We start from the raw sequence: 25,318 nt of genomic DNA on the forward strand, positions 1-25,318 counted from the left end.
GCGAAATTAGAGGAAGAAATCCAGGCGGAAATAGATCGGCGCTTCGCGCTCGGTCAGCACGTCAGGGCGTTCCAGGGAATGGGCAAAAGTCACGCTGGCGGCCACATGCTGACCCCGGGCAAACAACTCCACGGAATCGCTGGACATGCGCCCGTGCTGATCGCCGTTATAGCGGTCGCCACGGATCACACCCTGGTCGTAACCGAGGCTGGTGCCGTATTCGGCGAACACCGGGCGCAGCCATTCCAGGGTGACCGGGCGGCTCCAGCGCAGGTCGTTGCGCCAGTAGCCGCCGCTGTCGCCGGACAAGGACTGGTCCTTGTAACCACGGATCGAAGACAGCCCTCCGAGGCTGGTGCGTTGCGGGCTGAACAGCACGTCTTCACTGCGCTGGCCGGTCATCAGGCTGCTGAAACTGAAGGACTCGCCCCACAGCTTGAACGGCTGCAGATAACTCGCGGTGGCGGTGTATTTGCGGTAACGCGCGTTCGGCTCGCCGGGGCCCGGATCACCGTTACCCTGGGCGTCGAACGCGCCGATGCCTTGTTGCATGCCCAGGTCGAGGTTGACGAAGGCACTGCCGACCCGCCGACCGTGGTTGATGCCGAACTGCGCTTCGCTGATGCGGTTGCTGCTCAGCTTGAGCTTGCTGTCTTCGATGAAGTTGTTGGTGCGCAGGTACGAGAGACCGGTGCTGAGGGAGGTCTTGCTCAGGGCGTCGCGATGGATCACCCGCTCGGCGCGCAACTGATGGTTTTCGCTGTCGCCGGTCTGCTTGAAATTGAAACCGTTGGCCTGGGCTTGCGAGCGGTACTCGCTCTGGCTGTAGGTGTAACTGAAGTTCCACCAGCCCCACGGCACGCTGTAATTGAGCAGCGCGTTGTTGGAGGTGTGCAGGTGATCGCTCACCGCATCATGACCGCCGCGCAGCATCAACTGATCGGCCAGGCCCAGCGGGCTGTCCCAGTCAAACGTCGTGCCCCACTGCTGCTCGCCGGTGCTGCGCTGGCCGTCGTTACTGCGCGACAAACCGACACGCCACGGCTTCTGCGGGGTGTTCTTGACCAGCACCTCGCTGCCACCGACGTTCTTGCCCGGGGACAACTCCATCTGCGCCTGATTCGACGGCAAGCGGTTGAGCTGATCCACCATCTGCTCGATTTCCCGCAGATTGACCAGCTCCCCGCTCCTGCCGGGAAAAGCCATCCCCAGTTCGCGCTCCGACAGCTGGCTGCCCTCCGCGCCCTTCAACCCTTCGAGCCGGCCCTCGACCACCAGCACCTTCAGATGCCCGCCGGACAAATCCTGCTGCGGCAAGTAGGCACGGCTGGTGACCAGGCCTTTTTCGATGTAGTGATCGGTGATGACTTTCAGCAACTCGTTGAGCTGTGTAACGCCCAGGCACTGGCCGATGTAAGGCTTGAGCAGGCGATTTTTCTCGCCGTCCGAAAGACTGTCGGCGCCTTTGAGCTCGATGTCCTTGATGGGGAAACAACGGGCGTCGGCCGGGGCCGTCGCGGGCGCGGGTTGGGCTGCCTTGCCGGGTAATTCCTTGAGCTCCTCGAGACGCCGACGCTGCTCGTCGAGCAAGCGATCCTGACGTTCGCGGATCAGATCGGTTTCACCGGGGGTGGGGGCAGCGTGAGCAAGATTCAGCGGAGAAAGGCACAGCAAAGCCAGGCACAACCTCGCCACGAGGGCGGGTGGATACATGTTCGATCCCTCGAATGGAGAGTGATAGCACAATAGTGGCGCGATATTAGATGGCCACTATTTTGACGTCAATGAATGGATTCATTCGAGGAGGTTAAGGGATGACTTGTAATGGCTAAATCGGGCGCTTCCGATGAGAGCGCAGGACGTTTCCTGATGTGGTGTAGAAAAATGCTCACAACACCAAGGCGCTGTAGTCCGCAGAGAAAAAAGCCGAGAGCTAAACAGCAAGATCAAAAGATCGTCCGATCGCGGCCCGAGCCTTCGGCAGCTCCGGGATGAACGCCAATTCCGTGCAGGAGCTCCGATCTTTTGACGTAAAAAAACCCGGACACTGTCCGGGTTTTTATTGGATCGCTACGACGCTTTATTCAGCCGCCGGCGCTTCCGGCTTACGGCGTTTCAATGGCGCCATGCCGTCCTTACTGACCAGCGACAGGGCGTCGGTCTTCGGGCGGTTGGCGATTTTGCGCTTGGTCGGGGCCTTGGCGCCGGTTTTCTTCTTGTCGCCCTTGGCGTCGACCTTTTTCTTCTTCACACCAACGGCTTTGCCCGAGGCCTTGACCTTTTTCGGTCCGCCGTAGGTGCCTTTGACTTCCTTGATGGTGCGGCGCTCGAAGCTCTGCTTGAGGTAGCGCTCGATGCTCGACATCAGGTTCCAGTCGCCGTGGCAGATCAGCGAGATGGCCAGGCCATCGTTGCCGGCGCGGCCGGTGCGACCGATGCGGTGAACGTATTCGTCGCCGCTGCGCGGCATGTCGAAGTTGATCACCAGGTCCAGGCCTTCCACGTCCAGACCGCGGGCGGCGACGTCGGTGGCCACGAGGATTTTCACCCCGCCCTGCTTCAGGCGGTCGATGGCCAGTTTGCGGTCTTTCTGGTCTTTCTCGCCGTGCAGGACGAACGCTTTGTATTCCTGTGCCACCAGGCGGCCGTAGATACGGTCGGCCATGGCCCGGGTGTTGGTGAACACGATGGCCTTCTGATAGGTCTCGTTGGCCAGCAGCCAGTTCACGATCTGTTCTTTGTGCTGGTTGTGGTCAGCGGTAATGATTTGCTGACGCGTGGTGTCGTTCAGCTGGCTGACCGCGTTGAGCTGCAAGTGCTCAGGGTTGTTCAGGACCTTGGCGATCATCTCACGCAGGCCCGAACCGCCGGTGGTGGCGGAGAACAGCATGGTCTGCTGGCGGTTGGTGCACTCGTCCACCAGACGCTGCACGTCTTCGGCAAAACCCATGTCGAGCATGCGGTCGGCTTCGTCGAGCACCAGCACTTCGACTTCCTTGAGGTCGAGGTTGCCGGCGTTCAGTTGCTCGATCATCCGGCCCGGCGTACCGATCAGGATGTCCGGCACCTTGCGCAGCATGGCGGCCTGGACCTTGAAGTCTTCACCGCCGGTGATCAGGCCGGACTTGATGAAAGTGAACTGCGCGAAGCGCTCGACTTCCTTGATGGTTTGCTGGGCCAGCTCGCGGGTCGGCAGCAGGATCAGGGTCTTGATGCTGACGCGGACTTTGGCCGGGCCGATCAAGCGGTTGAGGATCGGCAAAACGAAGGCTGCGGTTTTGCCGCTGCCGGTTTGCGCTGTCACCCGCAGATCACGCCCTTGGAGCGCCAGCGGAATAGCCGCTGCTTGCACAGGCGTTGGCTCGACAAATTTAAGCTCGGCCACGGCTTTGAGCAGACGTTCGTGCAGGGCGAATTGGGAAAACACGGGTGCTACCTCGAAGAAATACAAAAAAACAGCTGCATAGGGTAACGGTTTCGAGCGCTAAGGCCGAGTTTCTTTATACAAACGGCTGCAAACAGTGGCTTTTTTGTTGCCTGATTTGTCTCAAAACGTCATCCGCAACCTCTTAAATGCTCTAATCGCCCCGTCGCGCCCTACAGAAGAAGCGTTTTCACTCATGGATATCAAACAGCTCTGGCTCAACGCCCAAGACCTCTGGGGTGCCCTTGATCAGCACCCGCTCCTGCATTCCACACTCGCGCTGATGTTGCTGCTGGTGGTGGCGCTGGTGCTCGGACGAGTGGCGCGTTACCTCATTCTTCATGCCACCAAAATGCTCGGCCGCCAGCCGGCGTTGCACTGGGTCAACGATTTTCGCCACAACAAAGTGTTTCATCGCCTGGCGCAAATGACGCCATCGCTGGTGATCCAGTTCGGCCTGCACCTGGTGCCGGAGTTGGGCAAGACCAGCATGAACTTCCTCGGCAACGTGGCGCTGGCGTTCACCATCCTGTTCCTGGTGCTGTCCATCAGCGCGTTGCTCAATGCCCTGCTGGACATCTATGCCCGCACCGAACACGCCCGCACCCGCTCGATCAAAGGCTATGTGCAACTGGCGAAAATGGTGTTGTTCGTGTTTGGCGCGATCATCATCGTCGCCACGTTGATCGACCGTTCGCCACTGTTGCTGCTGTCGGGTCTGGGCGCCATGTCGGCGGTGATTCTGTTGGTCTACAAGGACACCCTGCTGTCGTTCGTCGCCAGCGTACAACTGACCAGCAACGACATGCTGCGGGTCGGCGACTGGATCGAGATGCCGCAAGTCGGTGCCGACGGTGACGTGGTGGACATCACTTTGCACACGGTCAAGGTGCAGAATTTCGACAAGACGATTGTGTCGATCCCGACCTGGCGCCTGATGTCCGAGTCGTTCAAGAACTGGCGCGGCATGCAGCAGTCCGGCGGGCGCCGGATCAAGCGCAGCCTGTTCATCGACGCCAGCGGCGTACGGTTCATTCGCGATGATGAAGAGCAGAAACTGTCCCAGGTGCATTTGCTGACCGACTACATGAGCCGCAAGACAGCCGAGCTCAAGGCCTGGAACGAAGCCCAGGGCAACGTCGCGGCGATGGCGGCCAACCGTCGGCGGATGACCAACATCGGCACCTTCCGCGCCTATGCGCTGGCGTATCTGAAAAGTCACCCGGAGGTTCAGCAGAACATGACCTGCATGGTGCGGCAGATGCAGACGACGGCGCAGGGGATTCCGCTGGAAATCTATTGTTTCACCCGCACCACGGCGTGGGCGGATTACGAGCGGATTCAGGGGGATATTTTCGATTATCTGCTGGCGGTACTGCCGGAGTTCGGATTGAGTCTTTATCAGCAGCCGAGTGGCGGGGACTTAAGGGCCGGATTGCTTCCGGCCATGTTAGGCGCGAGCCACATTCCGGAGCCGGAAAAACACATCATGTAAACACCGCCCCTGTAGGAGCATGGCTTGCCCGCGAAGGCGGAGTGTCAGTCAACATAGTTATCGACTGATACTCCGCCTTCGCGGGCAAGCCATGCTCCTACAAGGGTAACGGTGTTATTTGACCTGACGCTGCGGCGCCTTGTGCACCATGGTGTAGGCGTAATCCACGCCCATGCCATACGCGCCGCTGTGCTCCAGCACCAGTTCCATCACCGCCTCGTAAGTGTCTTTGTGTGCCCAGTCACGCTGGTATTCCAGCAGCACTTGTTGCCAGGTGACCGGCACCGCGCCTGCCTGAATCATCCGCTGCACCGACATGTCGTGAGCTTCTTTGGTGGTGCCGCCAGACGCGTCGGTCACGATGTACACCTCGTAGCCCTCAGCCAGGGCTTCCAGCGCCGGGAAGGTCAGGCAGACTTCAGTCCAGAGCGCGGCAATGATCAGCTTCTTGCGGCCGGTGGCTTTCACCGCGTCAACCAGCGCCTTGTCTTCCCAGGAGTTCATCGAGGTGCGCTCGATCGGCTTCTGCTCTGGGTGAACAGCCAGCAACTCCGGCCAGATGAAGCCGCTGAAGCTTTCGGTTTCAACTGAGGTGTAGATCGTCGGCACGTTGAAAATCTTCGCGGCCTTCGCCAGACCCACGGTGTTGTTCTTCAGGGTCTGACGGTCGATCGACTGCACGCCGAACGCCATTTGCGGCTGGTGGTCGATCAGGATCAGGGCGGAGTTGGTTGGGTTGAGCAATTCACGGTTAGACATGGCGCGTTCCTTTTGATGTCGATTTGTTTAATGAGTATTGGGTGAGTCACTTGCCTCAAGCTGTTTGCTTGCTGGCTTGGAAGTAACTTTACGGGCTAGATAAAAAAGGGACAATTCCCTAAAATCGAGAATAATTGATTCTAAAAAAGGGACAATCGTGGATCGGATCGAATGCATGCGCGCCTTTGTCGTGACGGTTGGCGAGAACGGCTTCGCAGCTGCCGCTCGCGCGATGGACGTGCCGCGATCAAAGGTGAGTAAACAGATTCAGGCGTTGGAGGAAGCAATCGGCGTGCAATTACTGCAGCGCACTACGCGCAGCCTGCACTTGACCGAGGCTGGCGCCGAGTATTTCGAGGCGGCGCGGGAGGTGTTGTCCGCGCTGGACGAGGCCGAGCAGCGCGCTCGAGACGGCATCGGCGAGCTACGTGGGGTGTTGCGGGTGAATGCGCCGATGTCGTTCGGCCTGCATCGCCTTGGACGGTTGATTCCGCTGTTCCATGAGCAGCATCCGAACATCGAGCTTCAACTGGTGCTCAGCGATCAACAGGTCGATCCAGTGCGTGGCGGCTTCGATGTGACGATTCGCATCGCCAGCATGCCAGACTCGACCATGATCGCCCGGCAACTGGCACCGGCACCGCGGATCATGGTGGCCTCCCCCGCCTATCTGGCGCGTGCAGGCATACCGCGGACCCCGCAAGACTTGCGCGCGCATCAATGCCTGAATTACGGGTATCTGCAAAGCGGCGTGAGCCTGCAGTTGTGCAATGGCAAGGAGACGCAACGGGTCAACGTTTCCGGCCCGTTGCACGCCAACAACGGCGACTTGCTCGCTCAGGCCGCCGAAGCCGGGATGGGCATCGCCCTGTTGCCTGATTTCATTGTGGAAGGCGCGTTGGCGGCAGGCCGCCTGGTGCCGGTGCTGTGCGAGTGGCAGGCACCAGCGATTACCATCAACGCGGTTTACCCTTCCTCGCGTCGCGTACCACAAAAGACCCGGGCGTTTATTGAGTTTATGGTGGCGCAGTTGGCGCCGAATTAACCCGGTTTAGTGTGCAATGACGGGTTGGCGTACACCCAACCGGCTGATCCACACCGCCGCCAGAATGACCGATCCACCCAACAACAACCGCCCCAACTCTTCATGCTGATTCCAGATCAGCAAATTGATCAGCAACCCCACCGGCACATGCAGATTATTCATCACCGCCAGCGTCCCGCCATTCACCAGGCACGCGCCCTTGTTCCACCAGTACAAGCCCAGCGCGGTCGAGACCAGGCCGAGGAACAGCAGCACGCCCCATTGCAGCGGCGCTTCGGGCAGGAAGTTCTGTTTGCCGAACAGCAGAAATGCCGGCAACGCCACCGCCAATGCGCCCAGATAGAAGTAGCCGAATCGCCGGTAATGCGGCAGATCGCTCGGATGGCGGGCCACCAGATGTTTATAGAGCACCTGCCCGGCGGCGTAGGTGAAGTTGGCCAGTTGCAGCAACAGAAAGCCCATGAAGAAGTCCGGATTGATCCGGTCGTAGCGAATCACTGCCGCACCCGCCACGGCCACCAATGCCGCGATCAAGGCCCACGGATTGAAGCGCCGGTTCAGTGCGTCTTCGATCAGGGTCACGTGCAGCGGCGTGAGGATGGTGAACAGCAGCACTTCCGGCACCGTCAGCACGCGGAAGCTCAAATACAAACAGACATAGGTCACACCGAACTGCAGCGCGCCGATCAACAACATCCCGCGCATGAATGCCGGCTCGACCGAACGCCAGCGTGTCAGCGGAATGAACACCAGCCCCGCCAGCAGCACTCGCACAAGCACCGCGAAGTAGCTGTCGACATGACCGGCCAGGTACTCGCCGATCAAACTGAAGGAAAACGCCTGGATCAGCGTGACAAAAAGTAGATAGCCCATGCTCGCCTCGTTTTGAATGGCGGCGACGATAGCGGTTTTTGCCCGTTATCGCGAACGCTCAGCCAACAACAAGCCCGGTCCCACAGAATCATCAGCGCCCACTAAATCCCAGGCAAAAAAAAGCCCGATCTCGCTAAAGCGTTCAATCGGGCTAGAGCACTCAGGAGCAATAAGTGCAAAGGGAGGTTCGATGCGCGTGCAGGCTTGAAGGGTCGCGCCAGGTCACTAGACCATCCAGCGATTATCTGGCGATTAACGACTCAGGCGACCTGGGCCAGTTTGGCGTTGGCCTGGTTCAGGCCTTTCTCCTGGAAGTCGCCGCCCAGGTTCATGCCTTCGGCGTGAATGAACGTGACGTCGTGGATGCCGATGAAGCCCATGACCTGACGCAGGTAGGGTTCCTGGTGATCCGCGGTGCTGCCGGCGTAGATCCCGCCGCGAGCGGTCAGCACGTAGGCACGCTTGCCGCTGAGCAAGCCTTGCGGGCCGGTTTCGGTGTATTTGAAGGTCACGCCGGCACGCAGCACATGGTCGAGCCAGGCTTTCAGGGTGCTCGGAATCGCGAAGTTGTACATGGGCGCTGCCATCACCAGCACGTCGGCGGCCAGCAGTTCGTCGGTCAATTGGTTGGAGCGTTCCAGCGAGGCCTGTTCGATCTCGTTGCGTTGTTCGACAGGTTTCATCCAGCCGCCCAGCAGGTTGATGTCCAGGTGCGGCACCGGGTTGACGGCCAGGTCACGGACGGTGATCTGGTCGGCCGGGTGTGCGGCTTTCCACTGACTGATGAAGGTCTGGGTCAGCTGGCGGGAAACCGAGTCTTGCTGACGGGCGCTGCTTTCGATGATCAGAACGCGGGACATGGGATGTAGCCTCCATCTGAGAATGCTGTAGGTCGATGGAGTGAAGGTTAAACAGAGTCATATCGATGAAAAAGCGCAAATAACTGCTATAAAGCATCGATAAATTCGTTTATAAGCGAAGCATGCCCAGCCGACATGCTCCGCTTGAGGTCATTTCGGGGTGCAAGTCAGGTCGATACGAAGCTTGATGATGGTGCGGGTGAACTTGGCCGTGGCGTTTTTGTGTTTGCCGGCGGGTACGTCGATCTTGCGGGTGCGTGGCGCTTCCGGACCGTTATTGAAAACCACTTTGCAAGTGACGTCGGTGTCGCCGTAGTTGTTGACCTGAATGGAGCCGATGTCGGCGTCCGTGTCATAGGCGTTGTAGTCGACCTTCAAACCGTTGAGCTGTTTATTGACATCGATCGGATAGGCAAACGCAGTCAGAGGCAACATCGCCAACACCGCACACCCCGCCATCACACAACAGATTTTTTTCATTCGGCAGTCTCCAATAAGAGCTGCCAGCTTAGGACAAGAGGAGCTCAACATGAAAGCGCCCCGCGTGACCCTTGATCAATGGCGAACGTTGCAGGCCGTGGTCGATCACGGCGGTTTCGCCCAGGCCGCCGAAGTGCTGCACCGTTCGCAATCGTCGGTCAGCTACACCGTAGCGCGCATGCAGGACCAACTCGGCGTACCGCTGTTGCGCATCGATGGCCGCAAAGCGGTGCTCACCGAGGCCGGCGGCGTGCTGCTGCGCCGCTCCCGGCAACTGGTGAAACAGGCCAGCCAACTTGAAGACCTGGCCCACCACATGGAACAAGGCTGGGAAGCGGAAGTACGGCTGGTGGTCGACGCCGCGTACCCGAGCGCCCGCCTCGTCCGCGCCTTGACCGCGTTCATGCCGCAAAGTCGCGGTTGCCGGGTGCGGCTGCGTGAAGAAGTGTTATCGGGGGTGGAAGAAGTATTGCTCGAAGGCGTGGCCGATCTGGCCATTACCAGTTTCAGTATTCCCGGCTACCTGGGCGCGGAGCTGAGCGATGTCGAATTCATCGCGGTCGCCCACCCCGAACATGCCCTGCATCGTCTGAATCGCGAGCTGAGCTTCCAGGACCTGGAAAGCCAGATGCAAGTGGTGATCCGCGACTCCGGCCGTCAGCAACCGCGAGATGTCGGCTGGCTCGGTGCCGAACAGCGCTGGACCGTCGGCAGCCTGGCCACTGCCGCGACCTTCGTCAGCAGCGGTCTGGGCTTCGCCTGGCTACCCCGGCACATGATCGAGCGCGAACTCAAAGAAGGCACGCTCAAAGTGCTACCGTTGGATCAGGGCGGAAGCCGCAACCCGAGTTTCTATCTGTATTCGAACAAGGACAAACCCTTAGGCCCGGCCACGCAGATTCTCATCGAACTGCTGCGCACCTTTGACACCGCGCCGCTGGATGCGCCCTTCGCCGCACCCGAACAAGCCTGACACGGAGTGTACCCATGGCCTATTTCGAACATGAAGGTTGCAACCTGCACTATGAGGAATATGGCCACGGCACTCCGTTGCTGCTGGTTCACGGGTTGGGCTCCAGCACCCAGGACTGGGAAATGCAGATCCCGGCGCTCGCCGCCCACCATCGGGTGATCGTGCCGGATGTGCGCGGCCACGGGCGCTCCGACAAACCCCGCGAGCGCTACAGCATCGCCGGGTTCAGCGCCGACCTGATCGCGCTGATCGAACACTTGAACCTTGGCCCTGCACATCTTGTGGGGCTTTCGATGGGTGGCATGATCGCTTTTCAACTGGCGGTGGACCAGCCGCAACTGCTCAAGAGCCTGTGCATCGTCAACAGCGCGCCCGAGGTCAAACGGCGCAGCCGCAACGATTATTGGCAGTGGTTCAAACGCTGGAGCCTGATGCGCGTGCTGAGCATGGGCACCATCGGCAAGGCCCTGGGCGCCAAACTGTTTCCCAAGCCGGAACAAGCTTCGTTACGACAAAAAATAGCGGCGCGCTGGGCAAAAAACGACAAACATGCTTATCTCGCCAGCTTCGATGCCATCGTTGGCTGGGGGGTTCAGGAACGACTTTCCAGGGTTTCGTGTCCAACCCTCGTCGTCAGCGCCGACCGTGACTACACCCCGGTCGCGCTGAAAGAAACCTATGTAAAACTGCTGCCCGATGCGCGGCTGGTGGTGATCGCCGATTCGCGCCACGCCACCCCGCTGGATCAACCCGAACGCTTCAACCAAACGCTGCTCGAGTTTCTCACCGCAGTCGACACCACCACTCAGGATCACTGACCCATGCTGAAAAAAATCGCCCTCGTCGCCGGCTCCGTTCTGTTTGCCGCCAACCTGATGGCCGCTACGCCGGCCAAGGCACCCCACGTGCTGCTGGAGACCACCAACGGCCAGATCGAAATCGAACTGGACCCGGTCAAGGCGCCGATCAGTACCAAGAACTTCCTTGAGTACGTCGACAGTGGCTTCTACAACAACACGATTTTTCACCGTGTGATTCCAGGTTTCATGGCTCAGGGCGGTGGTTTCACTGCACAGATGCAACAGAAGGAAACCAAGGCACCGATCAAAAACGAAGCCAGCAACGGCCTGCATAACGTGCGTGGCACGCTGTCGATGGCGCGTACTTCAAACCCGGATTCGGCCACCAGCCAGTTCTTCATCAACGTGGCCGATAACGCCTTCCTCGATCCGGGTCGCGACGCCGGTTACGCCGTCTTCGCCAAAGTGGTCAAGGGCATGGACGTGGTGGACATCATCGTCAACTCTCAGACCACCACCAAACAAGGCATGCAGAACGTGCCTGTCGACCCGGTGCTGATCAAGTCGGCCAAGCGCATCGACTGAGTACACCGGCAGTCTTGAGCGGTGGCCGGTCGATATCCGGCGCCGCTCATATCGTTTAAAGGAGAGCCCGTACACGGGCGGAGAACCGATGCTTTATCGCCGTTTCGAAAAACTGATCGACATTTTCCGCGACGCCCCGACGGCAGCTCCACCGAGTCGGGTTCTCTCCTTCTATACCTACTACCTCAAGCAGGTCTGGCCAATCTTCGCCGTTTTGTTGGTCGTCGGCCTGTTCGGCGCGCTGATCGAAGTGGCGCTGTTCAGCTACCTGAGTCGCATCATCGACCTGACCCAGAGCACATCCAACGTCGACTTCTTCAAGGTCCACGGCGTGGAATTGGCCTGGATGGCGGCGGTGGCGCTGATCCTGCGCCCCTTGTTCCTCGCCCTGCATGACATGCTGGTGCACCAGACCTTGAGTCCGGGCATGACCAGCCTGATCCGCTGGCAGAACCACAGTTACGTGCTCAAACAGAGCCTGAATTTCTTCCAGAACGACTTCGCCGGGCGCATCGCCCAACGCATCATGCAAACCGGCAACTCCCTGCGCGACTCTGCCGTGCAAGCGGTGGATGCGCTGTGGCACGTGCTGATCTATGCGATCAGCTCGCTGGTGCTGTTCGCCGAAGCCGACTGGCGACTGATGATCCCGCTGCTGATCTGGATCGCCGCCTACATCGGCGCGCTCTACTACTTCGTGCCGCGGGTGAAAGAGCGTTCGGTGGTGTCCTCCGATGCGCGCTCCAAACTCATGGGGCGGATCGTCGACGGCTACACCAACATCACTACCCTCAAGCTGTTCGCCCACACCAACTTCGAACAGCAGTACGCCCGCGAAGCCATTGCGGAACAGACCGAAAAAGCCCAACTGGCCGGCCGTGTGGTCACCAGCATGGACGTGGTCATCACCAGCATGAACGGCCTCTTGATCGTCGGCACCACCGGGCTGGCCCTGTGGCTGTGGACGCAGTCACTGATCAGCGTGGGCGCGATTGCCTTGGCCACCGGGCTGGTGATCCGCATCGTCAACATGTCCGGCTGGATCATGTGGGTGGTCAACGGCATTTTCGAAAACATCGGCATGGTCCAGGACGGTTTGCAGACCATCGCCCAACCGGTCAGCGTCACCGACCGCGAACAGGCAAAACCCTTGGCAGTGGCCCGTGGCGAGGTGCGTTTCGAACACGTCGATTTCCACTACGGCAAGAAGAGCGGGATCATCGGCGGCCTCAACCTGACCATTAAGCCCGGCGAAAAAATCGGCCTGATCGGCCCCTCCGGCGCCGGCAAATCGACGTTGGTCAACCTGCTGCTGCGCCTGTATGACGTGCAGGGCGGGCGGATCCTCATCGACGGCCAGAACATCGCCGAAGTCGGGCAGGAAAGCCTGCGCGAACGCATCGGCATGATCACCCAGGACACCTCACTGCTGCACCGCTCGATCCGCGACAATCTGCTGTATGGCAAACCCGACGCCACCGACGCCGAACTCTGGGAAGCGGTGCGCAAGGCCCGTGCCGACGAGTTCATCCCGCTGCTGTCGGACTCCGAAGGCCGCACCGGTTTCGATGCCCATGTCGGTGAGCGCGGGGTGAAACTCTCCGGTGGCCAGCGTCAGCGGATTGCCATCGCCCGGGTGCTGCTCAAGGACGCGCCGATCCTGATCATGGACGAAGCGACCTCGGCACTGGACTCGGAAGTCGAAGCAGCAATCCAGGAAAGCCTCGAAACCCTGATGCAGGGCAAAACCGTGATCGCCATCGCTCACCGTCTCTCGACCATTGCCCGGATGGACCGGTTGGTGGTGCTGGAAAACGGCAAGATCGCCGAAACCGGCAGCCACGCCGAACTGCTGGCCCATGGCGGTTTGTATGCACGGTTATGGCAACACCAGACCGGCGGGTTTGTCGGGATCGATTGAGCCGCGATCTTGGCGCCATCAGCCACACGGAAGAACACCAGAAACCGCCAGAGCCCGCTAACCACGGGCTCTGGCGGTTTTTTATGGTCACTGGAATTCCGTAAAAATCCTGCTGTACTCAGCCAAGGTACTGGAGGTTCCGTAGTCCATCTGCTGGATGCACAACGACAGTGTTATCTCGATAGGGAAACTCGCTATGTCTTTGTTCAAACGTTCGGCTACAGAATTGGTAGGTACGTTCTGGCTGGTATTGGGAGGGTGCGGCAGTGCGGTCCTGGCGGCAGCGTTTCCAAACGTGGGGATCGGTTTACTGGGGGTGTCCCTGGCATTCGGTTTGACGGTACTGACGATGGCCTTCGCCATCGGCCACATCTCGGGTTGTCATCTCAACCCTGCGGTTTCAGTCGGACTGGTCGTCGGCGGACGCTTCCCTGCCAAAGAACTGCCCGCCTACATCATCGCCCAGGTGATTGGCGGGATCATCGCAGCGGCCTTGCTGTACTTCATCGCCAGTGGCAAACCCGGCTTCGAACTGGCCAGCGGCCTGGCGTCCAATGGCTATGGCGAACACTCGCCAGGCGGCTACTCGATGGCGGCGGGGTTTGTCAGTGAACTGGTGATGACCGCCATGTTCATCCTGATCATTCTCGGCGCCACCGATAAACGCGCCCCGGCCGGGCTGGCGCCCATCGCCATCGGCCTGGCGCTGACCCTGATCCACCTGATCTCGATTCCGGTCACCAACACCTCGGTCAACCCGGCCCGCAGTACCGGACCGGCGCTTATTGTCGGGGGCTGGGCGATTCAACAGCTATGGCTATTCTGGCTCGCGCCGATTCTGGGGGCGGTCATCGGTGGTGTGATGTACCGCTGGCTGGGCAAAGAAGACAGTTAATCTGCGCGACTGAGCCTGCAATCAACGGCGAAGATCAACCTTGTCGGTAAGGCAAGGCGGTCTTCGCCTCTTCTGCATACCCCAGCACCCCGACGCGTTCGCGTTCGAGGAAGTCTTTCACCGCCGACTTCAAGCCCGGATGGCGCAGGTAATGCCAGGAATGGGTGATCACCGGTTCAAAGCCACGAATCAGTTTGTGTTCGCCCTGGGCGCCGGCGTCGAAACGCTGAAAGCCGTTGGCAATGGCGTAATCCATACCCTGATAGAAACAGGTCTCGAAGTGCAGGCGATCGAACTCCGCCAGGCAACCCCAGTAACGGCCATAAAAGCTGTCGCCGCCGACCAGGCTGAAGGCCATGGCCACCGGCCGTGAACCTTGTTTGGCCAGCACCACGCGAATCGACTCCGGCATGCGCTCGGCCAACAGACTGAAAAATTCCCGCGTCAGATAAGGCGTCTGCCGACGCACCGCGTAGGTATTGGCGTAGCAGGCGTACACAAAGTCCCACTGCGCCTGGGTCAGCTGCCGGCCTTCCAGCCATTCGAAGTCGATGCCCTGCCCCGCCACTTGCTCACGCTCCTTGCGCATTTGCTTGCGCTTACGCGAACTGAGGGCGTCGAGGAAGTCCTGAAAATCCCGATAACCACGATTCTGCCAGTGGTACTGACAGCCAATGCGCTGCAACCAGCCTGGCTGTTCGGCCAATGCAGCGTCGGTGAACGGATCGGTGAAATTGATGTGGGCGCTGGAAAGTTTTTCTATCTCCAGATAGCCCGGCAGGCTCTGCAAGAGTTCGAAACCGTCCTCGATCGTCGCAGCCAGCAATCGCGGCCCGCTGACCGGACTGAACGGCACCGCCGTCAACAGTTTGGGGTAGTAGTCGATGCCCGCACGCTCACAGGCATCGGCCCAGGCATGGTCGAACACGTATTCGCCGTAGGAGTGCCATTTACGGTAACTGGGCAGCGCGGCGATCAGGCGCTCGCCTTCGACATGCAGCAGATGCTCAGGCTGCCAGCCGGAATGCGGGCCCAGGCTGCCGCTGTCTTCCAGTGAACCGAGGAACGCGTGGCGCAGAAACGGCTGATTCTCCGGCACCAGGGCATCCCAGGTACGGGCTGCGATTTGCGACAGTGTATGCAGACGTTGCAGCGGCATTTTCCTCTCCACATCTTGGCGTGACAGCTCCGCGAGTATCGCCGATCGCAGGGCGATCCACACGCGTCAATCCGATACAAGGCTCTGAATCGGGCATTTCGGAAACGTTTGTATCGTCATCGACCTGCCATCACTTCGCCACTGACCTGTCATAAACCATCGCGATACTGGCGCCTGTTTTTAGAGCGTCGGGTTCTACCCGGCCACTGTTTTCCGACCTTCAACTGTCGGTTGTGTCCAGGATGGTTCAGCCATCCCTCTCATCTTCGGAGATTGCTATGCGTCTTGCTTCCACGAAAACTGCGGCGGCCTTGTGTGGTGGCCTGCTGCTGGCCATGAGTGTTCCAGCCAGCGCCGCAGTCGACGCCAAACTGCTCGACATGCTCAAGGCTAACGGTTCTATTTCCCAGGCGCAGTACGTTGAACTGCAAGCCGAACTGGCCAAGGATCAGAAGGCCCAGCAAATCGCGCAGCAGGCGCAGCAAGAGACCAACGAACAAATAGCGGTCGCCGCGAAGAAAGCCAACGAGTTGAGCGCCTTCGACCAGAAGCTGGCCTGGGCCGCCAAGACCCAGTTCAAGGGCGACGTTCGCGTACGCCAGGAAACGGTCAAGATCGACGGCGAACCCAACAACGGTGGCCGTGACAAGGATCGTCAACGCATCCGCGCCCGTCTGGGTGCCTACAGCGAAATCAACCCGCAAGTGGACACCGGCATCCGCATTGCCACCGGCGGCGGTGACGATGCTCGCTCGACCAACCAGGACATGGACAACTACTTCGACAAGAAGCAGATCTGGCTGGATCTGGGCTACATCGACTACCACCCGGACGCCATCAAAAACCTGCATGTGATCGGCGGCAAGATGCTGCAACCGTGGGTCAGCATGGGTGATGTGATCTGGGACAGTGATATCAATCCGGAAGGTCTGGCAGTGACCTACAAATACCCGCTGGGCAGCAGTGCCGAACTGTTCGGTAGCCTGGGCAACTACAACCTCAAGGACAACGTCGACGGCGAAGGCGTGCAATTTCGTCACGACCTGCGTCTGACCGCCGGCCAGTTGGGCAGCCGTTTCGCCATCACCGACAACCTGAAACTGACCGTCGGCGGCAGCGTCTATGCCTACCAGAACGACGAAGACAGCCGTTGCACCGGCACCTCCACACCGTGCGCCCTGGCCGTCAACGGCAACTCGGCCAACAACGAGTTCCGCCTGTACGAAGGCTTCAGCCAGATCGATATCGGCGGCCTGCCGATGCCGCTGTCGTTTTACGGCCAATACGTGAAGAACAACGATGCCGTGACCGATCAGGACACTGCCTGGCTAGTCGGTGCCAAGTCGAAAGTCTTCGGTTTCAACCTCGACTACAACTACCGCGACGTGCAGCGTAACGCCGTGGTCGGCGCCTTCACCGACTCGGACTTCGCCAACGGCACCACCGGTTCTCGCGGTCACAAGTTCAAAGTCGGTTACGACATCGACAAGAACTTCGCCCTCGGTGCCACTTACTTCCTGACTAAAGCCGACTTCTCCAGCCGTACCCAGCGTGATGCCAACACCAACACGCTGCAACTGGACGCGGAAGCGAAGTTCTAAGCTGCGAAGCCACACACTTCAAACGATGCGGTTTACATACGGTCGTGTCGTTTGAAGAGGTTCAACAGTCTGGCGCGGGGCAACGACCCCCATCATCCGTTCGTTTCACCCGCGCCGGCCTGTGCTTTCCTTCAGGAACGATCTTTACGCCGCTGCGCCGCCAGCCGCTCGGCCAGCGCCTCCACATCCTCGACCGGCTTCTGCGGCATCACCCGCAAGGTCGCCTGCATCAACCGCATCTGCCGAATGAATCGCCGACAATTGGGGCAAAACATCAAGTGATGCCGCATCATCAGACGCTCGCGAAAACTCAACTGGCCATCGAGATAATCACTGGAGCGCGCCACTTGTTCCTTACAGGTCAGCATTCGCCGGTTTCCTCAAAATGTTCTACGGTCGCAAAGACCTTCAACCGTGCCCGATGCAGCAGCACACGAACATTGGAGAGCGAGATTTCCAGAAGATTACAGATCTCCTCCAACTCCAGCCCCTGTCGCTCGCGCAACAGTAAAACACTGCTTTGCAGTTCCGACAGGCTGAGCAGCGTGTGCTCCAGGCATTCGCGCAGTTCGTTTTCAGTCAACAGCGCCTCTGGCGTGTCCTGATGCCAGGCAAACGGCGCCACCAGCCAATGACCATCGCTCGATGAAAAACGATCATCATCGATCGTGCCATGGGGCGACGGCAGGTCATCGAGCAACACTTCCCGGCGGTTTTGCTTGTAGCGGCTCTTGGCCGAGTTGGCGGTGATAGTCAGCAGCCAGGTCTTGAGGCTCGAACGTCCCTCGAATCCGCTCAGGTTACGCACAACCGATAGCCAGGCATCCTGAACGATTTCGTCGGCATGCCGGTTGCCCACAATAGCGTAGGCCACCGCACGCATGGCGCTCTGATAAGTGCTGACCAACTCTTTGAAAGCCTTTTGTTCACCTGCCAGCAAGCGCTCAAGCAGTTGCGCGTCGTCAGCCGCCATTAACAACCCCCTTGTTCTGACCTCGAAAATGAAAACAGCAGGACTTCGCCTGTAGGCATCGTCCTGCTGGAATTTCCGAAAATTACAGCCTTCCGACTATTTCGAATGTAGGAAAAGTCATCACAAGCCAGAGGAAAGAACAACAACCCCTTCGATCAACGTTTGCGCAGAATCACGCTGCCAATCGAGTAACCAGCGCCGAACGAGCTGAGTACGGCCAGCGAACCGCTGACCAGATCGTCCTGATTCTTGTGGAACGAAATCACCGAACCGGCGGAGCTGGTGTTGGCGTAGGTGTCGAGAATCACCGGGGCTTCTGCTTCAGTGGCTTCGCGGCCCAGCAGCTTCTTGACGATCAGGTGGTTCATGCTGAGGTTGGCCTGGTGCAGCCAGAAACGCTTCACGTCACTGACGTTGAGCTGGTTTTCTTCCAGGTGCGTGGCGATCAGCTCGGCGACCATCGGGCAGACATCGCGGAACACCTTGCGGCCTTCCTGGACGAACAGCTTGTCGGGGGCACCGATGCCCTCTTCCGCGGCGCGGTTGAGGAAGCCGAAGTTGTTGCGGATGTTGTTGGAGAACTTGGTCAGCAGTTTGGTGCTGACCACGTCGAACTGGTACTTGGAGGTCGCCAGATCGGCGCGCTCGATGATCACCGCAGTGGCGGCGTCGCCGAAGATGAAGTGGCTGTCGCGGTCACGGAAATTCAGGTGACCGGTGCAGACTTCCGGGTTGACCATCAGGATCGCCCGGGCCTGGCCCAGTTGCACACTGTTGGCGGCGGCCTGGATACCGAAGGTAGCCGAGGAGCACGCCACGTTCATGTCGTAACCGAAACCCTGGATACCCAGCGCTTCCTGAACTTCGATGGCGATGGCCGGGTAGGCGCGTTGCAGGTTGGAGCAGGCGACGATCACACCGTCGATGTCAGCGGCGGTCTTGCCGGCACGCTGCAAGGCTTGCTCGGCCGCGCCAATGGCCATCTGGCACAGCACCGACCACTCGTCGTTGGAGCGCTCGGGCAAACGTGGCGTCATGCGTTGCGGGTCGAGGATACCCTCTTTGTCCATGACAAAGCGGCTTTTGATGCCGGAGGCTTTTTCGATAAACGCTGCGCTGGATTCGGTCAATGCCTGGATTTCGCCGCGCTCAATGGCCTCGGCGTTGTCGGCGTTGAACTGCGCGACGTAAGCGTTGAAAGACTGCACCAGCTCTTCGTTGGAGATGCTGTTGGCCGGGGTGTACAAGCCGGTGCCGCTGATGACGACGTTATGCATGGTCGTTTCTCTAATCCGTTCAGGCAGAAAGCGCTGGCACCGACGTACCAACACACAAAGGGTCTATTCCAGGTTCCGGACGCAAACCTGGCATCGCTTTATTCCGATCCGCCTGGGCCCGTGGAGGCTGAAAACCGCGGGGCCGGCGTTTATAGGCGCGAAGTTTGCCATAAACGCTGGCTTTTGGCGCCTTTTGCTGAGTCGAACTCATACCCGCTCCCACAGGGTTCAAGGCTCGACTTGTGTCCATTGCTTGCTCAAGCGCTTGTCGGAGATCGGCACCTTGGTTCCCAATTGCTGTGCGAACAGCGAAACCCGGTATTCCTCCAGCCACCAGCGATAAAGCTCCAGCTGCGGATCGCGCTTGCCTTCCTGGGCGTGTTTGTTGGCGCGGGTCTGGTATTGGGTCCAGAGGCCAGACAATTCTCCGCTCCAGACCCGGTCCTTCTGCACCTGGGCGCCGAGTTTCTCGAAACGCTGCTCGACTGCTTTCAGGTAACGCGGCAGTTCCTTGAGCCACGGCATCGGCGTTTCCCGCACGAACCCCGGGTACACCAGATGGCTGAGCTGCTGCTTGATGTCGTTCAAGGCCACGGCTTGCGCCAGGTCGATCTTGCCCTTGAAGCGTTTTTGCAGGCCGTGCCAGTGCTTGAGAATCTCCAGGGTCAGCCTGGCCAGACGCTCGGCGTGCTCGGTCCAGGCACCGCGTTTACGTTCGGCCAGGGACGCCAGTGCGGCACCATCGCGTGGCAACGGGTCTTCGCCGTCGAGGATGCAACTGTCCAGACTGGCCAGCAGAATGTCTTCCACCAGGCTGTCGATGCGCCCCAGCTCGCGGTACATCAGGCCCAACTCGGTCAGCCCCGGCAACTTGCCGCGCAAGAACTTCGCCGGCTCCGCCAGTTGTTGCATCAGCAAGCGCTGCAAGGCCCGGCGATGCTGGAACTCGGCTTCGGCCGGGGTCGAGAAACGTCCTTCCTTGACCGTCCCGGCCTCTTCCACCAGCGCCGGATACACCGTCATCGACAGCCCGGCGATCTTCTGTTGGGTTTTCTCGGCGACGGCGGCAAAGACTTTCGCCTCCACCGGTTGCTGGCTTTTCGCGGTTTGCGGCACGGCCAAGGCGGCCTGGCTGGCCTCGGCAAAGCGTGCGGTCAACTCCGCCAGATCACGCCCTTCGCCAAGGAACTTGCCCTGGCCGTCGACGATTTCCAGGTTCATCCGCAAATGGCTTTCGACCTGCTGCGACGCTTCGGCCCAGGCCTCATCGCTGACCCGTGCGCCGGTCATGCGCAATAACTCGCGGCCCAGCGCCAGAGGCAATGAGCCCTCGCCGAAAGTCATGCGCTGCATCGCGGCTTTGACGAAATCCGGCACCGGCACGAAATTCTTGCGCAGGGCCTTGGGCAGGTTGCGCACCAGCGCAATGCACTTGGCTTCGATCACCCCCGGCACCAGCCATTCCAGACGTTCCGGCGGCAGCATCGGCAACAACGGCGCCGGTACGCGCAAGGTCACGCCGTCACGTGGGTGATTGGGTTCGAAATGATAACTGAGCGCCAGCTCCAGATCGCCGATGTGCAGGGTGTCCGGGTAATGCGCGGCGGTGACTTCACTGGCTTCGCGGGCCAGCACGTCTTCTTCGCGCATGATCAGCAGCTGCGGGTCTTTCTGGCTGTTGATCCGGTACCAACTGTCGAAGGTCGCGGTCTGATGGATCTCCGCCGGCAGGCGCGCATCGTAGAAGGCGAACAGGGTTTCTTCATCGGCCAGAATGTCTCGGCGACGCGCCTTGGCTTCCAGTTCGTCGAGCTGTTCCAGCAGTTGCTTGTTGGCCGTCAGGCACTTGGCTTTGGATTGAATCTCGCCACGCACCAAGGCTTCGCGAATAAACAATTCGCGGGACACCACCGGGTCGACCGGCCCGTAATGCACTGGCCGGCGTCCGACTACGATCAGCCCGAACAGGGTGATTTGCTCGAAGGCCACGACCTGCCCACGCCTCTTCTCCCAATGAGGTTCGAAGTGGTTTTTCTTGATCAGGTGCCCGGCCAGCGGCTCGATCCAGTCGGCGTCGATCTTGGCGACCATCCGCGCGTACAGCTTGGTGGTTTCCACCAGTTCGGCGGTCATCAGCCATTGCGGGCGTTTCTTGCCCAGTCCCGACGACGGGTGAATCCAGAAGCGTCGCTGACGGGCGCCGAGGTAATCGCCGTCTTCGGTTTTCTGGCCGATCTGGCTGAGCAAACCCGACAGCACGGCTTTGTGCAGCTTCGGGTAATCCGCCGGCTCTTTGTTGAGGCTCAGCTGCATGTCGCGGCAGATCAGGCTCAACTGGCGATGGGAATCGCGCCACTCGCGCAGGCGCAGGTAATTGAGGAAGTTCTTGCGGCACCAGTTACGCAGCGGACTGGCCGTCAGTGCCTGGCGCTGTTCTTCAAAACCCCGCCACAGATTGACCAGCCCGGCGAAGTCCGAGTCCACGTCTTTCCACTGGGCGTGGGCCTGATCGGCGGCTTGCTGACGCTCCGGCGGACGCTCGCGCGGGTCCTGGATCGACATGGCGCTGGCGACAATCAGCACTTCCTGCAAGCTGCCGAGTTTGGCCGCTTCCAGCAGCATGCGGCCCATGCGCGGGTCCACCGGCAGCCGCGCCAGTTGCCGGCCGAGCGGGGTCAGCTGGCTGTTGCGATCCACCGCCGAGAGTTCTTGCAGCAGGTTGAAACCGTCGCTGATGGCCTTGCCATCCGGCGGTTCGATAAACGGGAAATCAGTGATCTCGCCGAGGCGCAGATGGAGCATCTGCAAAATCACCGCCGCGAGGTTGGTCCGCAGGATTTCCGGGTCGGTGAATTCCGGCCGGCCGATGAAATCTTCTTCGCTGTACAAGCGCACGCAAATACCCGGCTCGACCCGCCCGCAGCGACCTTTACGCTGGTTGGCACTGGCCTGGGAAATCGCTTCGATCGGCAAACGCTGGACCTTGGCGCGGTAGCTGTAACGACTGATGCGCGCGGTGCCGCTGTCGATCACGTAACGAATGCCCGGCACCGTCAGAGAGGTTTCCGCAACGTTGGTCGCCAGAACCACTCGACGCCCCGGATGCGACTGGAAAATCCGCTGCTGTTCGGCCGGCGACAACCGCGCATACAACGGCAGAATCTCGGTGTGCTTGAGCTGTGCCTTGCGCAGCATGTCCGCCGCGTCGCGAATCTCGCGCTCGCCGGGCAGGAACACCAGCACGTCGCCGGGGCTCTTGCGCTCACTGCGTTCGAACGCGGCGATTTCGTCGAGGGTGGCGAGGATCGCCTGATCCACGGTCAGGTCATCCTCGACACGGTTGCCCTCCTCGTCCTGCTCCAGGGTCAGCGGGCGATACCAGGTTTCCACCGGGAAGGTGCGGCCGGAGACTTCGACAATCGGCGCATCGTCGAAGTGCTTGGAGAAGCGCTCCAGGTCGATGGTGGCCGAGGTGATGATGACTTTCAGGTCCGGACGACGGGGCAGCAGGGTTTTCAGGTAACCGAGCAGGAAGTCGATGTTCAGGCTGCGTTCGTGGGCTTCGTCGACGATGATCGTGTCGTAGCGCTCGAGGTAGCGGTCGTTCTGGGTTTCCGCCAGCAGGATGCCGTCGGTCATCAGTTTGATCAGGGTGTTGGCATCGCTCTGGTCCTCGAACCGCACCTGATAGCCCACCAGCGCACCCAACGGTGTCGCCAACTCTTCAGCGACCCGGCTCGCCACGCTGCGGGCGGCGATTCGACGCGGCTGGGTATGGCCGATCAGGCCGTGCTGGCCGCGACCGATTTCCAGGCAGATCTTCGGCAACTGGGTGGTTTTACCCGAACCGGTTTCACCGGCAATGATCAGCACCTGATGTTTGAGCAACGCCGCTTTGATTTCGTCGCGCTTGGCGGCGATCGGCAGGCTGTCGTCGTAGCGAATCACCGGCAGGCTGGCGCGCCGCGCCAACACCTGATCACAGGACGCCTGTGTGCGCGTCACCCACTGGGCCAGCTTGGCCTCGTCAGGTTTCTTGCGCAGCTCAAGCAACTGCCGCCGCAGCCGGTGGCGGTCGGCGAGCATGGCGTGATCGAGGTTTTTCAGCAGTTTGTCGATGGAAGGCGATTCGTCAGTCATCAGGTACGCAAAAGTCGTCTAGTGGCGCAGGAGGCGGATTGTCGCAGATTTGGGCTGCTGAGTGACGCGCTTTTGTGGCGAGGGAGCTTGCTCCCGTTCGGCTGCGAAGCAGTCGTAAACCTGTCATCGCGGCTGTCTGAATCTGCGCGATGAATGGTTTTGGGGTCGCTTCGCAACCCAGCGGGAGCAAGCTCCCTCGCCACAGTGTGTTCGCTCAGACGAGCTATTCGTTATCCAGCCCCTTGCGCCGATACGGAAACACATCAATCACCTTCCCCGCCCGAATCGCTTCCTGCAGCCCCTTCCAGTAATCGGCGTTGTACAGCTCGCCGTGCAATTGATCGAACAACTTTCGCTGCCCGGAATCGGCAAACAGGAACGGTGGAAACTCCTCGGGGAACACGTCCAGTGGCCCGATCGAGTACCACGGTTCGGAGGCCATTTCGTCTTCCGGCGTGCGCGGTTGCGGGATGTGGCGGAAGTTGGCTTCGGTCAGGAAGCAAATTTCGTCGTAGTCATAGAACACCACGCGACCGTGACGGGTGACGCCAAAGTTTTTCAGCAGCATGTCGCCGGGGAAAATGTTCGCCGCCGCCAGTTGCTTGATCGCCAGGCCATAATCTTCCAGCGCCTCGCGCACCTGCGCTTCGTTGGCGTGTTCCAGATAAAGGTTCAACGGCGTCATCCGGCGTTCGGTCCAGCAGTGACGAATCAGCACCGTATCGCCTTCCACCGACACCGTGGACGGCGCCACTTCAAGCAGTTCTTCCAGGCATGCCGGCTCAAACTTGCTCAGGGGGAAACGGAAGTCGGCGAACTCCTGGGTGTCGGCCATGCGCCCGACCCGGTCGACGCTTTTTACCAGGCGATACTTTTCGATCACCGTGGCGCGGTCGACGTTTTTCGACGGCGAGAAGCGGTCCTTGATGATTTTGAATACGGTGTTGAAGCCCGGCAGCGTAAACACGCTCATGACCATCCCGCGCACGCCGGGGGCCATGATGAACTGGTCGTCGGTGTTGGCTAGGTGATTGATCAGCGCCCGGTAGAACTCGGACTTGCCATGCTTGTAGAAGCCGATCGAGGTGTACAGCTCGGCGATGTGTTTGCCTGGCAGGATGCGTTTGAGAAAGCCGATGAACTCCGCCGGTACCGGCACATCGACCATGAAGTACGAACGGGTGAAGGAGAAGATGATCGACACCTCCGCCTCGTCGGTGATCAGTGCATCGATCTGGATGCCCCGCCCTTCGCGGTGCAGCAGCGGAATCACCAGTGGCCATTGATCGTCCTGGGTGAAGATGCGCCCCACCAGATAGGCACCTTTGTTGCGGTAAAGCACCGAGGAAAACAGCTCGACACTCAGCTCCGGGTCCTTGCAGACCCAGTCCGGCAGGTTCTCGCGCAATTGCACTTCGAGACGGCGCAGGTCGCCGGGCAAATCGGCGTAGTCCTCGCTGAAGCGATAGTCGGTAAAAATACTCGCGAGCATGCCGGACAACTGGCCATGGGGCTTGTACGTGCGGGTTTGCGCCGCCCGGGCGCGGCGCAAGCTTGGCCGTGTAGTGTGGATGAACATGCAGCCGTCGCTGATCAGGTCGTGGCTGAACAGCCCGCAGAAAATCGAGTTGTACCAGGTCTCGGACAGTTCATCGTCGAAGCGCAGGTCGATCAGGCTGATATAGGCGCTTTTGACCAACGGCCAGCTGCTGACGTCCATCAGCACATCGGCGGCGAACGACTGATGCAGGCGCCCGACCGTTTCGCCGACTTTCTCTTCGTAGAGGTTGATCCGCGCCGCCGACGCGACTTGTGTCGCCTGCCACTGGGCTTGCTCGAAGCGGCCTCGGGCACCGTCGGTGATCTGACGGAAATGCTCGCGGTAATCGTCAAAGCCATCGAGGATCATTCGGGCGATGTCGGCGGCTGGCCATTGCTGCGGCATGGTGAAACCTCTGCGGCTGTTCTTATCGTTGGAGCTTGAGCTTAGTGGCCCCGTGTGACGCAACGCAACCATTGCCTTGTACCCCGACTGGCGCGACACTTGCGCGCCAATCA

At 60.0% G+C, this 25,318-nt stretch carries 20 protein-coding genes; 8 read left to right on the forward strand and 12 right to left on the reverse strand.

Annotated features, from left to right (window positions below; translation table 11 throughout):
* Nucleotides 1–6: 6 nt before the first annotated feature.
* Nucleotides 7–1,713, reverse strand: a complete 1,707-nt coding sequence (locus FFH90_RS23185) for a ShlB/FhaC/HecB family hemolysin secretion/activation protein (RefSeq protein ID WP_138866154.1) — start codon at nucleotides 1,711–1,713, stop codon at nucleotides 7–9.
* 367 nt (nucleotides 1,714–2,080) lie between these two features.
* The gene (locus FFH90_RS23190) at nucleotides 2,081–3,427 is read right to left on the reverse strand and encodes a DEAD/DEAH box helicase (RefSeq protein WP_007934066.1); all 1,347 of its coding nucleotides are present in this window, start codon (nucleotides 3,425–3,427) and stop codon (nucleotides 2,081–2,083) included.
* A 193-nt stretch (nucleotides 3,428–3,620) separates the two neighbouring features.
* Between FFH90_RS23190 and FFH90_RS23195 the strand changes: the two genes are divergently transcribed.
* Nucleotides 3,621–4,919: a mechanosensitive ion channel family protein gene (locus FFH90_RS23195; RefSeq protein ID WP_018926727.1), complete on the forward strand. Its 1,299-nt coding sequence runs from the start codon at nucleotides 3,621–3,623 to the stop codon at nucleotides 4,917–4,919.
* 114 nt (nucleotides 4,920–5,033) lie between these two features.
* Here FFH90_RS23195 and FFH90_RS23200 read toward each other — a convergent pair whose 3' ends face one another.
* Nucleotides 5,034–5,678: a hydrolase gene (locus FFH90_RS23200; protein ID WP_007934054.1), complete on the reverse strand. Its 645-nt coding sequence runs from the start codon at nucleotides 5,676–5,678 to the stop codon at nucleotides 5,034–5,036.
* 157 nt (nucleotides 5,679–5,835) lie between these two features.
* Between FFH90_RS23200 and FFH90_RS23205 the strand changes: the two genes are divergently transcribed.
* Nucleotides 5,836–6,723: a LysR family transcriptional regulator gene (locus tag FFH90_RS23205; RefSeq protein WP_026286472.1), complete on the forward strand. Its 888-nt coding sequence runs from the start codon at nucleotides 5,836–5,838 to the stop codon at nucleotides 6,721–6,723.
* A gap of 6 nt (nucleotides 6,724–6,729) precedes the next feature.
* Here FFH90_RS23205 and FFH90_RS23210 read toward each other — a convergent pair whose 3' ends face one another.
* From FFH90_RS23210 to FFH90_RS23220, 3 genes are all read right to left on the reverse strand, one after another.
* Nucleotides 6,730–7,596, reverse strand: a complete 867-nt coding sequence (locus tag FFH90_RS23210; RefSeq protein ID WP_019580786.1) for a carboxylate/amino acid/amine transporter — start codon at nucleotides 7,594–7,596, stop codon at nucleotides 6,730–6,732.
* Nucleotides 7,597–7,856: 260 nt separating this feature from the next.
* Nucleotides 7,857–8,456 carry an FMN-dependent NADH-azoreductase gene (locus FFH90_RS23215; RefSeq protein WP_019580787.1) on the reverse strand — a complete coding sequence of 200 codons (600 nt, stop codon included), beginning with the start codon at nucleotides 8,454–8,456 and terminating at the stop codon, nucleotides 7,857–7,859.
* Between the two features lie 150 nt (nucleotides 8,457–8,606).
* Nucleotides 8,607–8,936: a hypothetical protein gene (locus FFH90_RS23220; RefSeq protein ID WP_007934049.1), complete on the reverse strand. Its 330-nt coding sequence runs from the start codon at nucleotides 8,934–8,936 to the stop codon at nucleotides 8,607–8,609.
* Between the two features lie 49 nt (nucleotides 8,937–8,985).
* Here FFH90_RS23220 and FFH90_RS23225 point away from each other — a divergent pair, with 49 nt between their 5' ends.
* The 5 genes from FFH90_RS23225 to aqpZ all read left to right on the forward strand — a co-directional run bounded on the left by FFH90_RS23225 (nucleotide 8,986) and on the right by aqpZ (nucleotide 14,110).
* Nucleotides 8,986–9,909, forward strand: coding sequence for a LysR family transcriptional regulator (locus FFH90_RS23225; RefSeq protein WP_018926731.1), 924 nt, complete (start codon nucleotides 8,986–8,988; stop codon nucleotides 9,907–9,909).
* Between the two features lie 14 nt (nucleotides 9,910–9,923).
* Nucleotides 9,924–10,727 (forward strand): alpha/beta fold hydrolase, encoded by an 804-nt coding sequence (locus FFH90_RS23230; RefSeq protein WP_064619649.1) that lies wholly within the window; start codon nucleotides 9,924–9,926, stop codon nucleotides 10,725–10,727.
* A gap of 3 nt (nucleotides 10,728–10,730) precedes the next feature.
* On the forward strand, nucleotides 10,731–11,294 hold the full coding sequence (locus FFH90_RS23235; RefSeq protein ID WP_007934039.1) for a peptidylprolyl isomerase A: 564 nt from the start codon (nucleotides 10,731–10,733) through the stop codon (nucleotides 11,292–11,294).
* 88 nt (nucleotides 11,295–11,382) lie between these two features.
* Nucleotides 11,383–13,215 (forward strand): ABC transporter ATP-binding protein, encoded by a 1,833-nt coding sequence (locus FFH90_RS23240; RefSeq protein ID WP_018926733.1) that lies wholly within the window; start codon nucleotides 11,383–11,385, stop codon nucleotides 13,213–13,215.
* 196 nt (nucleotides 13,216–13,411) lie between these two features.
* Entirely contained in the window at nucleotides 13,412–14,110 is a 699-nt protein-coding gene (gene aqpZ / locus FFH90_RS23245; protein ID WP_018926734.1) for an aquaporin Z, read from the forward strand.
* Nucleotides 14,111–14,144: 34 nt separating this feature from the next.
* Here the strand turns inward: aqpZ and FFH90_RS23250 are convergent, their stop codons facing one another.
* Nucleotides 14,145–15,269: a GNAT family N-acetyltransferase gene (locus tag FFH90_RS23250; RefSeq protein WP_019648024.1), complete on the reverse strand. Its 1,125-nt coding sequence runs from the start codon at nucleotides 15,267–15,269 to the stop codon at nucleotides 14,145–14,147.
* 278 nt (nucleotides 15,270–15,547) lie between these two features.
* Here FFH90_RS23250 and FFH90_RS23255 point away from each other — a divergent pair, with 278 nt between their 5' ends.
* Nucleotides 15,548–16,870: a putative porin gene (locus tag FFH90_RS23255; protein WP_018926736.1), complete on the forward strand. Its 1,323-nt coding sequence runs from the start codon at nucleotides 15,548–15,550 to the stop codon at nucleotides 16,868–16,870.
* A 131-nt stretch (nucleotides 16,871–17,001) separates the two neighbouring features.
* On the opposite strand, the gene FFH90_RS23260 is transcribed toward FFH90_RS23255, so the two are convergent.
* From FFH90_RS23260 to aceK, 5 genes are all read right to left on the reverse strand, one after another.
* Nucleotides 17,002–17,238 carry an anti-sigma factor gene (locus FFH90_RS23260; RefSeq protein ID WP_007934080.1) on the reverse strand — a complete coding sequence of 79 codons (237 nt, stop codon included), beginning with the start codon at nucleotides 17,236–17,238 and terminating at the stop codon, nucleotides 17,002–17,004.
* Nucleotides 17,232–17,843: an RNA polymerase sigma factor gene (locus FFH90_RS23265; protein ID WP_018926737.1), complete on the reverse strand. Its 612-nt coding sequence runs from the start codon at nucleotides 17,841–17,843 to the stop codon at nucleotides 17,232–17,234. Before FFH90_RS23265 ends, FFH90_RS23260 begins: the two co-directional genes overlap by 7 nt.
* Before the next feature lie 155 nt (nucleotides 17,844–17,998).
* Nucleotides 17,999–19,120: a beta-ketoacyl-ACP synthase III gene (locus FFH90_RS23270; RefSeq protein WP_018926738.1), complete on the reverse strand. Its 1,122-nt coding sequence runs from the start codon at nucleotides 19,118–19,120 to the stop codon at nucleotides 17,999–18,001.
* A gap of 228 nt (nucleotides 19,121–19,348) precedes the next feature.
* Nucleotides 19,349–23,260 (reverse strand): ATP-dependent RNA helicase HrpA, encoded by a 3,912-nt coding sequence (gene hrpA / locus FFH90_RS23275; RefSeq protein ID WP_018926739.1) that lies wholly within the window; start codon nucleotides 23,258–23,260, stop codon nucleotides 19,349–19,351.
* A gap of 223 nt (nucleotides 23,261–23,483) precedes the next feature.
* Nucleotides 23,484–25,205, reverse strand: a complete 1,722-nt coding sequence (aceK, locus tag FFH90_RS23280; protein WP_018926740.1) for a bifunctional isocitrate dehydrogenase kinase/phosphatase — start codon at nucleotides 25,203–25,205, stop codon at nucleotides 23,484–23,486.
* Nucleotides 25,206–25,318: the final 113 nt, after the last annotated feature.

The organism is Pseudomonas sp. ATCC 43928 (genome assembly GCF_005938665.2).
GTDB lineage: Bacteria > Pseudomonadota > Gammaproteobacteria > Pseudomonadales > Pseudomonadaceae > Aquipseudomonas.

Excerpts from the sequence above, each read along its gene's own strand:
- FFH90_RS23185 (WP_138866154.1), bottom strand. The coding sequence starts at position 1,713 with ATGTATCCACCCGCCCTCGTGGCGAGGTTGTGCCTGGCTTTGCTGTGC.
- FFH90_RS23195 (WP_018926727.1), top strand. The coding sequence starts at position 3,621 with ATGGATATCAAACAGCTCTGGCTCAACGCCCAAGACCTCTGGGGTGCC.
- FFH90_RS23200 (WP_007934054.1), bottom strand. The coding sequence starts at position 5,678 with ATGTCTAACCGTGAATTGCTCAACCCAACCAACTCCGCCCTGATCCTG.
- FFH90_RS23210 (WP_019580786.1), bottom strand. The coding sequence starts at position 7,596 with ATGGGCTATCTACTTTTTGTCACGCTGATCCAGGCGTTTTCCTTCAGT.
- FFH90_RS23215 (WP_019580787.1), bottom strand. The coding sequence starts at position 8,456 with ATGTCCCGCGTTCTGATCATCGAAAGCAGCGCCCGTCAGCAAGACTCG.
- FFH90_RS23220 (WP_007934049.1), bottom strand. The coding sequence starts at position 8,936 with ATGAAAAAAATCTGTTGTGTGATGGCGGGGTGTGCGGTGTTGGCGATG.
- FFH90_RS23225 (WP_018926731.1), top strand. The coding sequence starts at position 8,986 with ATGAAAGCGCCCCGCGTGACCCTTGATCAATGGCGAACGTTGCAGGCC.
- FFH90_RS23230 (WP_064619649.1), top strand. The coding sequence starts at position 9,924 with ATGGCCTATTTCGAACATGAAGGTTGCAACCTGCACTATGAGGAATAT.
- FFH90_RS23235 (WP_007934039.1), top strand. The coding sequence starts at position 10,731 with ATGCTGAAAAAAATCGCCCTCGTCGCCGGCTCCGTTCTGTTTGCCGCC.
- FFH90_RS23240 (WP_018926733.1), top strand. The coding sequence starts at position 11,383 with ATGCTTTATCGCCGTTTCGAAAAACTGATCGACATTTTCCGCGACGCC.
- aqpZ (WP_018926734.1), top strand. The coding sequence starts at position 13,412 with ATGTCTTTGTTCAAACGTTCGGCTACAGAATTGGTAGGTACGTTCTGG.
- FFH90_RS23250 (WP_019648024.1), bottom strand. The coding sequence starts at position 15,269 with ATGCCGCTGCAACGTCTGCATACACTGTCGCAAATCGCAGCCCGTACC.
- FFH90_RS23255 (WP_018926736.1), top strand. The coding sequence starts at position 15,548 with ATGCGTCTTGCTTCCACGAAAACTGCGGCGGCCTTGTGTGGTGGCCTG.
- FFH90_RS23260 (WP_007934080.1), bottom strand. The coding sequence starts at position 17,238 with ATGCTGACCTGTAAGGAACAAGTGGCGCGCTCCAGTGATTATCTCGAT.
- FFH90_RS23265 (WP_018926737.1), bottom strand. The coding sequence starts at position 17,843 with ATGGCGGCTGACGACGCGCAACTGCTTGAGCGCTTGCTGGCAGGTGAA.
- FFH90_RS23270 (WP_018926738.1), bottom strand. The coding sequence starts at position 19,120 with ATGCATAACGTCGTCATCAGCGGCACCGGCTTGTACACCCCGGCCAAC.
- hrpA (WP_018926739.1), bottom strand. The coding sequence starts at position 23,260 with ATGACTGACGAATCGCCTTCCATCGACAAACTGCTGAAAAACCTCGAT.
- aceK (WP_018926740.1), bottom strand. The coding sequence starts at position 25,205 with ATGCCGCAGCAATGGCCAGCCGCCGACATCGCCCGAATGATCCTCGAT.